This is a genomic window from Chamaesiphon sp. (assembly GCF_041738855.1).
Classification (GTDB): domain Bacteria; phylum Cyanobacteriota; class Cyanobacteriia; order Cyanobacteriales; family Chamaesiphonaceae; genus Chamaesiphon.
In genome coordinates this window covers 1-13767 of sequence record NZ_JBGSPA010000166.1, presented here as the reverse complement: position 1 = coordinate 13767, position 13767 = coordinate 1, and the positions used below count along the sequence as shown (strand labels likewise).

General features: G+C 48.0%; 10 protein-coding genes. 7 read left to right on the top strand and 3 right to left on the bottom strand.

What is annotated here, in order from left to right; all coding sequences use genetic code 11:
- Positions 1 to 121: 121 nt before the first annotated feature.
- The 4 genes from ACEW9I_RS17190 to prfB all read left to right on the top strand — a co-directional run bounded on the left by ACEW9I_RS17190 (position 122) and on the right by prfB (position 3146).
- Positions 122 to 1180, top strand: a complete 1059-nt coding sequence (locus tag ACEW9I_RS17190) for a 30S ribosomal protein S1 (protein WP_373541551.1) — start codon at positions 122 to 124, stop codon at positions 1178 to 1180.
- 152 nt (positions 1181 to 1332) lie between these two features.
- Complete coding sequence (locus ACEW9I_RS17185; protein ID WP_373541550.1) at positions 1333 to 1584, top strand: 2TM domain-containing protein; 252 nt, start codon at positions 1333 to 1335, stop codon at positions 1582 to 1584.
- Positions 1577 to 1873, top strand: coding sequence for a DUF3181 family protein (locus tag ACEW9I_RS17180; protein ID WP_373541549.1), 297 nt, complete (start codon positions 1577 to 1579; stop codon positions 1871 to 1873). The genes ACEW9I_RS17185 and ACEW9I_RS17180 overlap by 8 nt, the downstream gene beginning before the upstream one ends.
- Before the next feature lie 156 nt (positions 1874 to 2029).
- A protein-coding gene (gene prfB, locus ACEW9I_RS17175; protein WP_373541548.1) for a peptide chain release factor 2 occupies positions 2030 to 3146 on the top strand; the annotation gives its coding sequence in 2 pieces (ribosomal slippage) (positions 2030 to 2104 and positions 2106 to 3146; 1116 coding nt in all).
- Between the two features lie 119 nt (positions 3147 to 3265).
- Here the strand turns inward: prfB and ACEW9I_RS17170 are convergent.
- Together ACEW9I_RS17170 and ppk2 are read right to left on the bottom strand one after the other, a co-directional pair.
- Positions 3266 to 5437 (bottom strand): glutamine synthetase III, encoded by a 2172-nt coding sequence (locus ACEW9I_RS17170; RefSeq protein ID WP_373541547.1) that lies wholly within the window; start codon positions 5435 to 5437, stop codon positions 3266 to 3268.
- Positions 5438 to 5645: 208 nt separating this feature from the next.
- Positions 5646 to 6557: a polyphosphate kinase 2 gene (gene ppk2 / locus ACEW9I_RS17165; RefSeq protein WP_373541553.1), complete on the bottom strand. Its 912-nt coding sequence runs from the start codon at positions 6555 to 6557 to the stop codon at positions 5646 to 5648.
- A gap of 722 nt (positions 6558 to 7279) precedes the next feature.
- Here ppk2 and ACEW9I_RS17160 point away from each other — a divergent pair.
- From ACEW9I_RS17160 to ACEW9I_RS17150, 3 genes are all read left to right on the top strand, one after another.
- Positions 7280 to 8953 (top strand): APC family permease, encoded by a 1674-nt coding sequence (locus ACEW9I_RS17160; protein WP_373541546.1) that lies wholly within the window; start codon positions 7280 to 7282, stop codon positions 8951 to 8953.
- Between the two features lie 303 nt (positions 8954 to 9256).
- Entirely contained in the window at positions 9257 to 9640 is a 384-nt protein-coding gene (locus ACEW9I_RS17155) for a P-II family nitrogen regulator (RefSeq protein WP_373541545.1), read from the top strand.
- Positions 9641 to 9797: 157 nt separating this feature from the next.
- Positions 9798 to 10949, top strand: coding sequence for a pentapeptide repeat-containing protein (locus ACEW9I_RS17150; protein WP_373541544.1), 1152 nt, complete (start codon positions 9798 to 9800; stop codon positions 10947 to 10949).
- A gap of 46 nt (positions 10950 to 10995) precedes the next feature.
- Here ACEW9I_RS17150 and ACEW9I_RS17145 read toward each other — a convergent pair whose 3' ends face one another.
- Positions 10996 to 13764: a TIGR03960 family B12-binding radical SAM protein gene (locus tag ACEW9I_RS17145; RefSeq protein ID WP_373541552.1), complete on the bottom strand. Its 2769-nt coding sequence runs from the start codon at positions 13762 to 13764 to the stop codon at positions 10996 to 10998.
- Between the last annotated feature and the right edge of the window lie 3 nt (positions 13765 to 13767).

Genomic DNA, 13767 nt, shown 5'->3' with positions numbered 1-13767 from the left:
CGAGATATGTAGGTGTAAGCGACACATTATTAACTGATTTACTTTAGTCAACGTGCGCGTACATCGATAGGAGGCGGATTAATACGGAAGAGAACACCACTAGGATAAACTATAATATTGCATGGCCAGTCAGAAAACAGTAGATATCGGCTTCACTCTCGACGATTTTGCAGCACTGCTCGACAAATACGATTACCACTTTAGCCCTGGAGATGTCGTCGCTGGTACCGTATTCAGTCTGGAGCCACGGGGTGCTCTGATTGACATTGGCGCGAAAACTGCTGCCTACATTCCGATTCAGGAGATGTCGATCAACCGTGTCGATCAACCTGAAGAAGTACTACAGTCCAACGAGACTCGCGAATTTTTCATCCTCACCGATGAGAACGAAGACGGGCAACTCACCCTCTCCATCCGCCGGATCGAGTACATGCGGGCATGGGAAAGAGTCCGCCAGCTCCAAGCCGAAGATGCGACCGTTCGCTCTCAAGTATTTGCGACCAACCGTGGTGGTGCCTTAGTCCGCATTGAAGGACTACGCGGATTTATTCCTGGCTCACATATCAGCACCCGCAAAGCCAAAGAAGAATTAGTTAACGAAGAACTCCCCCTCAAGTTCCTCGAAGTAGACGAAGATCGCAACCGTCTGGTGCTCAGCCACCGTCGTGCATTGGTCGAACGGAAGATGAATCGTCTGGAAGTCGGCGAAGTCGTGATCGGTTCGGTACGCGGCATCAAGCCTTATGGTGCGTTTATCGACATCGGTGGCGTCAGCGGACTGCTGCACATCTCCGAGATTTCTCACGACCACATCGACACGCCACACAGTGTGTTCAATGTCAATGATGAAGTCAAGGTGATGATCATCGATCTAGATGCCGAGCGCGGACGGATCTCGCTCTCTACCAAGCAATTGGAACCAGAACCAGGCGACATGATCAAAAATCGCGATCGCGTCTATGAGATGGCAGATGAAATGGCAGCTAAATATCGCGAGATGTTGCTAGCCAAAGCTTCCGGTCAACCATTAGAATCGATCGAGCTGCCTAGTGCAGCCGAAGAACCGCTCGATCTCATCGAAGAAGAAATTCCATCAGCGATGGAAGAAGCTGAAATCCCACCAGAACCCATAGCAGCAGAAGCTCCAGCCGCTACCGCTGAAGAAACTGTTGAAGCCTAAACCCATTTCGATCCCTAGTGATTAGAATAGTAAAAAGAGGGCTAGTCCCTCTTTTTATTAATCCCTATATCGTCAACAATAAATAAAGGCTTGACCCTAAAGCCCAAAGCCCAAAGCCTAAAACCTAAAGCCTAAAACCTAAAGCCTAAATTATGCCTCCCCGTTGGCCCCGCGAACCCGATCGAAACGACCCTGAATATCGTAGACTAGACGACCGGATGACCTTTGCATTTCATGTTGCTTTATTTTCAGCCTCAAATTCTGGGCTATGGTTTTTTGATATCTTCCAAAAAGCCAACTGGAGCTGGGCTGTGTGGGTAACTAGTATCTGGGCATCAATTCTGTTTGGACACGCTTTGTATATCTTCACAATTGCCGATTATTCCCCAAACTCTAATGGCTAACAATCAACAAATCGAAGAATTAGCAGCAGAAATCGGCGATAAAGTTTATATCGATGTCGCCAAATGGCATCTGTATCTCCAAGATGCCAAGCTTCATACCACGCTTGCCGAGCAAGTATACCCATTACTGACTAGTGGTTTGACTGGTGACAAACTCACTGAGATCCTGACTAATATTTCGATCGATCTCGGTGGCGGTAGACAAAAAACATCCCTCCTCAATCTCATCCCCGTCACGTCTCAAGCTCGACTGATGGACATCCTCCAAGAATACGCCCGCAATCTTTAGATATTGCATTCGGAATCTCTCGCTGTTGGATAGAGCGATAGCGCAACCCAGCCTACTATTTTGGCGCGTTACGCTTACGCTAACACACCCTACAAATTCCTACTGTGCTCATTTCTAAAACCTAAAACCTAAAGCCTAAAACCTAAAACCTAGAAAATGATTGACCTCGTAGACATCAAACGCGATATTAACATCCTGATCGATCGCCTGGGCAAAACCCAGCAATATCTTTGACGTTCCTGCACTGACAGCCAAAATTCAAGATTTAGAGCAAGTAGCCGCCCAGCCAGAGTTTTGGGATGACCAAAGTGTAGCGCAAGCCGCCATGCAGGAACTCAATGACTATAAGTCTCACTTAGAGCAGTTTCGGCAGTGGCAAAGCAGCGTCACCGATGCCCAGACTGCCCTGGAGTTGCTGGAAATGGAGCCAGATGAGGCTTTAGGTCAAGAAGCCAAGCAGAACCTTTCCCAGGTCGGACTGGAACTCGATCGCTGGGAATTAGAACAATTATTGTCAGGTACATATGATGCGAAAGGAGCAGTTCTGACGATCAACGCTGGTGCTGGGGGCACGGATGCCCAGGATTGGGCGGAAATGCTCCTGCGGATGTACACCCGTTGGGCGGAGGATCGCAATTACAAAGTCCAGCTTGCCGAAATCTCTGAAGGAGAAGAAGCTGGACTAAAATCTGTCACGCTCGAAATCGATGGGAAATATGCCTATGGCTATCTCCGCAGTGAGAAGGGCACCCACCGCTTAGTCAGGATTTCGCCATTTAATGCCAATGATAAACGGCAGACGAGTTTCGCAGGCGTAGAAGTGATGCCGCTGATCGACAACTCCGTCCAGCTCGATATCCCCGACACCGATCTGGAGATCACGACGACCCGTGCGGGTGGTAAGGGTGGGCAAAATGTGAATAAGGTCGAAACAGCCGTGCGGATCGTTCACAAGCCGACAGGGGTAGCCGTGCGGTGTACTCAAGAACGCAGTCAGCTCCAGAATAAAGAGAAGGCGTTAGTAATTCTCAAAGCAAAATTACTCATCATCGCGCAAGAACAAAAGACTAAAGAAATCGCTGAAATTCGCGGTGATATCGTCGATGCCGCCTGGGGTCAGCAAATTCGCAACTATGTGTTTCATCCTTACCAAATGGTCAAAGATCTCCGCACGGGTGTGGAAACAACTGCCGTTATGGATGTGATGAATGGTGAGATTGATGAGTTTGTTGAAGCTTATCTGCGTCAGGAAAATCAGATGGTGAGTGAATAGTAAAGATCGATTGTGTAGTCAACTCGATCGCAAAAATCAGCCGATGCTAACGCACCGACTGACGCTGAAAACTGTGTTAAAGCTGAGTGGGGGAACTATCTAGAGATGTTGATGGTCAATTACTTGACAAATAGCATCTCTTGATAAGTAGGTAGCGGCCAGTAATCGTCAGCGACTTCTCCTTCAAGCGCATCAGCATATTTCCGCAACTCGTCCATCGAGGGACGAATTGTTTGGGCGCAATACTGCATGTGTGCTTCGATCGAGTCAAAGTCATGTTTGCCGATGATGGCGTCGAGTTTGCTGACATTATCCATCATCGCACCAATCAACATCGCGACTTTTTCGGCACTTTCTTTACCCAGTTCGATCCCGATCGATTGAGCATTAGCAATCGTCGTCGATAGCTCGGAATGGTAGCGCATTGCAGCGGGGTAGATAGTAGTTTTTGCCATAGTTACCATCAGTTTGGCTTCCACTTCGATCGCCAGGATATACTGTTCGGCATATACCTCGAACCGACTTTCTAGCTCGATGGGAGTCAGTACCCCAACTCGCTCGAATAGTTCTTCGATATAGTCAGCCTTCAAGACTGGTAACGCATCGGCTGTCGTCCGCAGATTTACTAAACCACGTTCTTCAACCGCCATTTTGTGCCATTCTTCGGAGTAACCATTACCGCCAAAGACGACAGCACCATGCTTGTCCATCACCTTCTTGAGGATTGTATGAATGGCAACATTGAGTTCGACGCCCTCAGCCATTTTGCTTTCTAGTTTGTCAGCCACCCAAGTGAGCGAATCCGTCAGGATCGTATTCATTGCCACCAGTGGCCCCGATACTGACTGATTGGAGCCGACAGCGCGGAACTCAAAGCGGTTGCCAGTGAAGGCAAAGGGCGATGTCCGATTGCGATCGCCAGGATCTTTGGCGAACACTGGCAAGGTATCCACACCGAGTTCCATCACACCCGCATGAGCCGAACTAGTAGTCTCACCCTTACTGATCTGATCGAATACTTGCTCTAATTGCGATCCGAGATAAACTGAGATAATCGCTGGCGGAGCTTCATTTGCACCCAAACGGTGGTCGTTACTGGCTGTAGCTACAACTGCTCGTAATAGCGGCCCATACTTGTGTACGCCCCGAATTACGGCACCACAGAATAGTAAAAACTGCATGTTGGCGTGAGGACTATCACCGGGATCGAGCAAGTTACCTTGAGTAGCATTGCCGACCGACCAGTTGACGTGTTTCCCAGAACCATTGACCCCAGCAAACGGTTTCTCGTGCATCAAACACACAAATCCATGTTTTTTGGCGGTGCTCTTGAGGATCGTCATCGTCAACTGCTGGTGATCGCTGGCAACGTTGGCAGCTTCAAAGAAGGGCGCAAGCTCAAACTGACCTGGAGCCACTTCATTGTGGCGCGTTTTGGCAGGAATACCCAACCGATACATCCGCTCTTCGACGTCCTGCATGAATACTTGAACGCGATCGGGGATTGCGCCAAAATAGTGATCGTCAAATTGCTGCCCTTTTGCCGCAGGCTTACCAAACAAGGTACGTCCGGTGAGCAACAGATCGGGACGACTGTGAGCAAAATGAGCGTCCACCAAGAAGTATTCTTGTTCTGCACCACAGCTAGAGTTGACTGGTGCAACTTCGGCATGTCCCAACAGCTTGAGGAGACGAGTTGCTGCTTTGTTCATCGCTGCATTCGATCGCAGTAATGGTGTTTTTTTGTCTAGGGCGACACCCGTCCAAGAGATAAATACAGTGGGAATGCACAGAGTCACACCATTGTCTGTTTCCATCACATACGCTGGACTGGTGACATCCCAAGCCGTATAACCACGAGCTTCAAAAGTCGATCGGACGCCACCATTGGGGAAAGAAGAGCCATCTGGTTCGCCTTGAACCAGCACCTTGCCTGTAAATTCAGTCAGTACCGACCCATCCGACTGCACGGAGATGAAACCATCGTGCTTTTCAGCAGTTGCATTGGTCATCGGATAAAAGACGTGAGCGTAGTACAGTGCCCCTTTAGAAACCGCCCAATCCTTCATCGCCGCCGCCACTGTGCTGGCGATCGAGATATCTAGTTTACCACCAGTCTGAATCGTATTCTTGACCGACTTGTAAACATCCTTGGGCAGACTCGTCTGCATCTTGCTCAATGTAAATACATCCGTTGCCCACAGTGCTTCTAAGCGTTGGGGTACTTTAGCTGGCAAGGGCTGACGATCGGTAACTTGAGACACAGCCTGAACGCGCAATTCATGGGTCATGATGATTTATTCCTGAAAATACTTGGGTTAAATGTGGGTATCGCGATCGAGACACAGACAGCGATTGAAATCGCCGCTTGGAATGCAAAGTCCGCCTACGCGGACTAAGTAATAGGGGACAATCCCCTCCGAGGAGGAGTGCTCGTAGGGCAGCACATTTATAGTGCGGGTGGGTAGATCTCCGCAGTAACTAAAGTGGCGCGAGTGCTCAATACATCTGCGGCACAAAAAACTGCTCATTGCGCGGCGGACGCACATAGTCATGCGGCGCACTCTTGCGCGGCGGCAACTCCAGCGGCTCTGGCGTCATGTCCACATAAGGAATTTTGCTCAAGAAATGGCTGATACAGTTGAGCCGAGCGCGGCGTTTGTCATTAGCCTCAACCGTGAACCACGGAGCTTCAGGGATATTGGTATGGGCAAAAGTCGCGTCTTTAGCCTTGGAATATTCCACCCAGCGATCGCGTGACTCTAGATCCATCGGGCTGAGTTTCCACCGCCGTGCCGGATCTGTCGTGCGCGACTGGAAGCGACGCTCTTGCTCGTCATCGCTGACTGAGAACCAATATTTGAGCAATATGATCCCAGATTTTACCAACATCCGCTCGAATTCTGGGCAGGTTTGCATGAATTCCTGATACTGAGCATCCGTACAAAAACCCATCACATGTTCTACCCCAGCGCGGTTGTACCAACTGCGATCGAAACAGACGATCTCACCTGCGGCGGGTAGATGGGGGACATAGCGTTGGAAATACCATTCGGTTTTCTCGCGATCGCTCGGCGTTCCCAGAGCTACAACCCGACAACCACGCGGATTCAGCGGCTCGGTGATCCGCTTGATCGTACCACCTTTGCCAGCAGCATCGCGCCCTTCAAAGATGATGACAATCCGAATACCTGTGTGCTTTGCCCAGTATTGCATTTTGACTAGTTCCACTTGCAGACGGGCTAGCTCTTGTTCGTATACTTTACTGGAAAGTTTGGAACTGCCCTCTGCCTCAGAAACGTGATACAACACTTGCCGCTCTGCCGTGTGGAGCTTATTTTTTTTCTGCCCCTTGTGTTTTTTCTTCTTTTTCTGCTTGAGTTGTTCTGGTGCTGTCACTAGATCCAGCATGGTAGTTGTTGCGGAACTGCCGTTCATAATTTCGGTTTCCATAAAATTATCCCGTGATGACCCGATTGAAATGTGGCGCAGGTAACAGCAAACTGATGAAAATTGTGGTCACAATGATTATTCACAAGCACACAGACGGATAACGCTCTGAGAGCCTAAAGTGGACTAGATCGACAATTGACAGATGTAACGAAAATTTACTTCAACCTCTCGTTATTATTTGATTACAGCTTACTCAAGGTTTTTTGGACTTGCCCTATACTAGACAGAAAAAAGTAGGTTTTTTGTATTGCAAGCTACTAAATACCGCGAAAATAGCAAACTTTATGTCGATCGATAGATTGACATGCTTGCCAAAAGTCAATAGTGGTAGCGACCGCATCATATTTGGAGAGCTGAGATCTTTGCAGGGTAAAGGTCTGTGCAAAATCAGCTCGATCGATAAGTAGTTATTTGTATTGAAAAATACGGATTTATAAGTTGCTTACCGCTCAAGATACTGCCATCCAACTTCCAAGAAATGTAACAGACAGACCTGCCCAAAAGGTAACCGATCGATTTAACGGATCTAAAATCTTGTTACTTATTAGACAAGATCGAAGCACAACAAGCTGCTCGATCGACTCGATTTAACTTGATTTTAATCTTTCAATGTGAGAGTCGATTGGCAAGATTTGCAGCATCTAAAAAATCCAAAACCATCCACAAATACATCAACCTGTATGACAACAACTTCTGGTAAAGATGGGCTAAAACCCACTTTGGGACTGCTCGGTGTCACGATCAATGCCATGGCTCTCATTGCCCCTGGTGCATTTTTGTGGACGACATTTCAGCTTCAATCTCCGAGAGGATCGGCTCCAAATATGTGGGCTTCGGTAGCAGTAGCGACTGCAATTGCACTATTAACAGCTAGTTGCTTTGCAACATTATCAAAAGCTTATCCAGAAGCAGGGGCGGGTAGTTCTTATTACTATGCCGAAGCCGCAATTCTAGCAAAAGAAGAGCATCGCCACTTTCGCTTTGCCCGCATCGTAAAATTCCTGACGGGATGGTCATCGCACCTGTACTATTGGGTTTATCCAGGGGTAATGGTAAGCTTTATGGGTACACTGATTATTTACATCGGACAGCTTTTCAACCCAACTTTTGCCAACAATCCAGTCTCGCAAATTCTGTTGTGTGCGCTGTTTGCCGGATTGGTTGGCTTTGTTGCCTTCTTTGGTGTGACTGGTTCGACTTTGATTAATATCATTATCAATATCGTTCAAATCAGCTCTTTATTTCTGTTAGGAATCCTGTTTATCGCGTTTAGATTTGCGAATCCAGGATTTAATTACGAGCACAGCAATGCACTTAGTGTTGTGGTGCCCCATGATTTTGGGGGATTGATCTTCCAAACCACGATCGCGATTTTACTAGTAGTCGGGTTTGAGTCGGCGACAGCACTGGCAGGTGAAGCCATCAATCCCAGACGAGACATTCCCAAGGCGGTAGTCCTGTCGCTGGTTGTGCAGGCTTGTATCTGTTACTTTTTTGAATACTTTGCCGCTAACTTCTTTATCAGCGATGCCTATGCAGGTGTAGTGAATAAAGCTGGCGAGGCAACCTCCTTTGTCGCCGGACTCGATCCCAAGATTACAGATATTGGCGCAGCAGTAACAGCAATGGGGCTTGATGCTAGCAAGTATACTGGGGGCAGCATTGTGAGAGGATTTGATGCTGCGGCTCTATCTGGCGCACCTGTCGGGGACATGGCAAGAATTTTGGGCGACAGACTGCTAGGCGGACACGGATTTGCGCTAGTGTTGGTCTTAGCAATTACCGTCTTGATGGCGTTGATTGGTACTACCCTATCTGCCCTCTCTACTGGTGTGAGAATCACCTATGCGATGGGTGCTGATGATGAGTTGCCAGGGATCTTTGGTTTGCTCCACAGCAAATTTAGTACACCCCACATTGGCACGATCGTCTTGACCATTTTGTCAGCGATAATTGGTGGATATGGAGTGCTAAATGTCAACAATTTGACTCAAGTAACGTTAGTCTCGAACATTGGTACTTTCGTCTTTTATGGATTGACTTGCTTGGTGACATTTGTCGCCTCGATCGATCGATTGTTAGGGGATGAATCCAATTTCTTGCAAGCAAAAGTGATTCCCTTAGCAGGGGCATTTATGAACTTTGCGATGATGTTTGGCGTTTTTTACTTCGGTTTTACAGCGGGTGGTAATTCGGCAATCAATGCCCAAATCGCGATCTGGATCTCCGCAGCGTTCTTCCTGTTAGGATTTGGATATATCATGGTGCGAAGTCTGATAACGGGCAAATCGATTTTTGTCAGACCGGATGAGAACCACATGCAGGTGGGCAGAGAACAGTCAGGCAACTTGTAGATAGCTGTCTAGATTCAGCAAAATGTAGCTGTGGGTTGGGTCGAATCCATGTAAAACCCAACCCACTCAATTAGTTAGCAGTGAGAATTTAATGAACAAATGGCAAGTACCACCAGAGCGGTGGAATTACCTATCCCCAACCAAAAAATATCGCATATTCAAGACTGCGATCTCTGTTGCGCTCCCATTAATGGTGATGCTAACAATGTTCGGTCTAATCGTCGAGACAAAACTGGGACTTTAGGCACTGCTTAATTTAAGATATTTACAACACGATCGCCGTAAAGTCGGAGCAAGCTAACTATGGATTTGATTATTGCAGTCATTCAACCGTCCAAATTGGATGATGTCAAAGAAGCATTGGTAAAAGCCGGAATCCAGGGATTGACAGTCACTGGCGTCAAAGGATTCGGTCGTCAGAAAGGTCGCCCGTTGGCATTTTTGGGGCTGTACAATATGGATCGTCAACCATTTACGATCGATTTTATCCCTAAAGTGAGACTAGAAATGGTTGTACCTTCAGACAAAACTGATTTAATCGTCGAAACCATCGTCAAAACAGCCCACACTGGCAAAATCGGTGATGGCAAGGTATTTGTGCTGCCCGTTGCCAGAGCCGTACGGATTCGGACGGGAGAAACTGGGATCGAAGCACTCACCCCCGACATGGAAGAGAGTTCTGTCTAGCTCAAGATAGCACCTAATCTCCAAATTTCATTATCACCACGTACTGCCATCAGACGCGGTGAATTTTTGGCTGGAATTGGCGAGAATTTTGTCACTGAATACACCGATCGATTGCAAGTAAGTCTTATGATAGAGGAGTTATTGTTTGCGATCGCTTATGCCCCAAATCCAAAAAAAGATCGTTCAAAGTAGTGTTGAATTATTGCTAGAGTACGCTGCTGGCGATCGAGATTTTGAATCGGCAAAGCTTGCCACCGCCGATCTTCAATCGGCGCAGTTAGCCAAAGTCAATCTGAGTAAAGCCATCTTATTTAAAGCCATCTTGAGCAAGGCAATCTTGGGAGGTGCCAATCTGAGTAAAGCTTATTTGGTGTCGGCAAACTTGCAATTTGCGAAGCTCAATCGTGCAAACTTACATCAAGCCAATCTCTATCAAGCCGATCTTACAGGTGCCAGCCTAAGCACCGCCAACCTGAGTAAAGTGAGTTTAGAGTGTGCCATTTTGAGCCGCTGTGATTTCGGTTTAGCCAACTTACAACGAGCCAATCTCCGCCAAGTGACGGCGATCTCCGCAGATTTCATGCAAGCAGAATTGATGGATGCAGTATTGTCTCAATCAATCCTGACAAACGTAAGCTTGGAAAAAGCTAATCTAACAGGAGCCAATTTAGTTGCGTCAGATTTGAGCGATGCAAATTTGTATAAAGCGATCTTAGTCAAAGCTAATTTATATAAAGTCAAACTGGATCGAGCCAATTTAAGCTGGGCAAATTTGATTGAAGCTAATTTAGAAGGTGCGTCATTAGTTAATGCAAATCTCGAACATGCCGATCTGAGTCACGTCAATTTACTTGGTGCCGATCTAACTGCTGCCAATCTAAGTAAAGCAAATTTGACTAAAGCAAACTTACTTAGAGCCAACTTGAGTGGAGCAAATTTACTCGCCACAAACTTACATGAAGCGAATTTAGAAAATGTGAATTTATCAGCAGCCGATCTCTTTGGTGCGAACTTAAATCGATCGCACTTGGTAAAGGCAATCTTAGTATCGGCTGATTTACGGGAAGCAAATCTGCAAGGAGCAGATTTACAAGGAGCCAATTTATCAGGCGCAAATCTATTTGGAGCAGAATTGAAAGGTACAAATTGCAGTGGCGCAAATTTTGCTGGAGCAAAGTTGTACGGAGCTAAGCTGGGTGGTACTAACTTAAAGGGTGCCTGGTACGACGAACAGACAGAATTTCATAGTAAGTTTTCACCGAGTAAATCTGGTATGGAACTCCTGCAAAAGCGCGATCGCTCAATGTAGAATAGAATCACTCGCTCCTCTCGCAGAGGTCTAATTAACAATCGAGTTAATCACCAAAAATTAATCTCGATCGCACCACATTCACCAACTGCAATTCTATCCCAGAAACCTGTTCCAACATCAACACCATCTGTTCTGGACGCAACAACGTTCCATCATTGGCACAACTACCCACATATCGCAACTCTACATCCTTCTCACCAGCAACCTTCAGCAACTCCAATTCATATAACCTGTCGCGTAGATTGATTTGCGTATTCTTGCCAGATTTAGACTTTTTATCCTGAATAATTTCCTGACTAGCTAACACCGCAGCGATCCAAGTTTCCCACTGGGGAAGTGTTTCACTAGCTGATGAAACAGTAATTAGATATTCCGCTTGAGTAATTAATGTAGGCGCAGCGGGTTGTTTGAGATCGACGGATTCTACTCGATAGATGGGAATATCTGCAGGTAATTGTGCTGCTAATTTGGATTGAAATTCTGCCTCATCCATGATGGTGGTGAGTTCAAAATCGGCGATTTCACCCGTGCTGGTTGAGCCTAATGGTAAGGCATTGGCGATCGTGATGCGGGGAGCGGGATGGAAGCCCCCACTATAGGTGACGGGAATACTGGCGCGGCGGATGGCTCGATCGAATAATTTGGCTAAATCTAAATGCCCGATTAAGGACATTTTGCCGCTTTTGCCGAACCAAACGCGCAGCCGCTGGGCTTTGTCGGTGTTGGGGGTAAATTGTCCGGTGAATTCGGGAATCGGCATCGGTGGGACGATGACATTGTGCCCGAAATCGGTGCCACACACGCCGCAATGGGAACAACCATCGAATGAGCAGTCGGGGACAACTCCGGCGGCGAGGGCGCGTTCTAGGTCGTCTTGGAGCCACTTTTTGTCGATGCCTGTATCGAGGTGATCCCAGGGGAGGGGGGCGTTGATGTTGTGAGGGAGGGAGACTGGGAGACTTGGAGACTGAGGAAATGGGGGCGATTCCAGGGATTCTGTTACTGTTGGTGTTACTTCGCTTTCGGTAGTGCGTGGTTTGAGTTTTGGTGCGCGACTATTTACAGGTATTGGAGTTTCGGCGGAGGTTGTGAACCCACTCCCAACCCCTCCCAGAAGGGGAGTAAGAGCGGGGGATTCGTTCTCGTCGAAGATATTCCATTCGCCATTTTCGACGCGGCGATATTTCCAGTCTAAACCAGCTTCGTCGATCGCTTGTGCCCAGGCACCATAGGCTTTATCCAAACTTTCCCACCACGCATCCATGCCCGCGCCGAGTTCCCAGGCGCGACGGATGACGGGAGCGAGGGATCGATCGCCGCGTCCGACAAAATCTTCCATTGCTGAGATCCGCACGTCGGTATAATTGACTTTAACGTCGCGCAGATTGTAGAACTCATTGCGGAGTAACCGTTGTTTGCGATCGAATTCAGTAGTTGAAACCGAGTGCCATTGGAAGGGAGTATGGGGCTTGGGCGTGAAGTTGGAAATGGTGATATTAAAGTGCAGCGTGCGTCTACCTTTTGCCCAACATTCCCGTTTGAGCCAGCGCACAGTTTCGGCAATCCCGACGACATCAACATCGGTTTCGCCTGGTAAACCGATCATAAAGTAGAGCTTGATCTTGTCCCAACCCTGCTCGAAGCCCGTCTTCACGCCGCGCAGCAATTCTTCATTCGTCAAACCCTTATTAATAATATCCCGCAGCCGCTGGGTACCCGCTTCCGGCGCGAAAGTTAAGCCACCTTTGCGTGTACCGCCGATGATATTGGCGATATCTTCATCAAATCTATCTACCCGCTGACTGGGGAGGGAGAGGGAAATATTCTCATCCTTGAGCCGATTCTTGATTTCCAATCCCACGGCGGGAAGGGCGAGATAATCCGAGCAACTGAGGGAGAGGAGGGAGAACTCATCATAACCCGTCGATCGCATTCCCGTTTCGATCGCCTTAATTACCGCTTCCGGCTCCACATCTCTTGCAGGGCGAGTCAACATCCCTGGTTGGCAAAAGCGACACCCACGAGTACAACCACGGCGAATTTCAATGGTGAGTCGATCGTGGACGGTTTCCACATAAGGCACCAACCCGATCGAGTATGCTGGAATCGGGGTAGCTACCCGTCGGAGAATGCGCTCCGGTACGTCGGGATGATTTGGCTTAACACTCCCATCGGCGTGCATATCGTAAAATTGGGGCACATATACGCCTGGAACCTGAGCGAGATCCAATAATAAATCGCGCCGACTCAACCCCGCATTTTTACCATCTTCAACTACCAACCCAATTTCCGGTAATAATTCTTCCCCATCCCCCAGGGCGATAAAGTCAAAGAAATCCGCATAGGGTTCGGGATTCGATGTCGCCGTCTGTCCACCTGCAAAAATCAGGGGATGATTTCCCAACCCCCGTTCGCGCCACGTCAGGGGAATTCCGGCGAGAGTCAACATCTCTAATATATTCGTCGCGCCCAACTCATAGCTGAGACTAAAACCGAGGATATCAAACTCCGCGAGGGACTGCTGCGACTCCACCCCAAATAATGGTGTCTGAGTATCGCGTAACCTCTGCGATAAATCTGCTGCGGGGAGATAGGCTCGATCGCACAATTGGCGCGGCTGAGCGTTGATAATACTGTAGAGAATAATATGCCCCAGATTACTCGCCCCAACTTCGTAGATCTCTGGATATGTCAGTGCCCAGCGAACTGTCGCAGTCTCCCACGGTTTATGCACCGCACCAAGTTCGTTACCGAGGTAACGAGCGGGTTTGAGGATTTCAGGAGTAATGAGACTATCTACTGCAACTGCCACGAT

Bases quoted from the DNA above. Each gene is read 5' to 3' on its own strand.
- ACEW9I_RS17160 (WP_373541546.1), top strand. From the start codon at position 7,280: ATGACAACAACTTCTGGTAAAGATGGGCTAAAACCCACTTTGGGACTG.
- ACEW9I_RS17190 (WP_373541551.1), top strand. From the start codon at position 122: ATGGCCAGTCAGAAAACAGTAGATATCGGCTTCACTCTCGACGATTTT.
- ppk2 (WP_373541553.1), bottom strand. From the start codon at position 6,557: ATGCTGGATCTAGTGACAGCACCAGAACAACTCAAGCAGAAAAAGAAG.
- ACEW9I_RS17180 (WP_373541549.1), top strand. From the start codon at position 1,577: ATGGCTAACAATCAACAAATCGAAGAATTAGCAGCAGAAATCGGCGAT.
- ACEW9I_RS17150 (WP_373541544.1), top strand. From the start codon at position 9,798: ATGCCCCAAATCCAAAAAAAGATCGTTCAAAGTAGTGTTGAATTATTG.
- ACEW9I_RS17155 (WP_373541545.1), top strand. From the start codon at position 9,257: ATGGATTTGATTATTGCAGTCATTCAACCGTCCAAATTGGATGATGTC.
- ACEW9I_RS17185 (WP_373541550.1), top strand. From the start codon at position 1,333: ATGCCTCCCCGTTGGCCCCGCGAACCCGATCGAAACGACCCTGAATAT.
- ACEW9I_RS17170 (WP_373541547.1), bottom strand. From the start codon at position 5,437: ATGACCCATGAATTGCGCGTTCAGGCTGTGTCTCAAGTTACCGATCGT.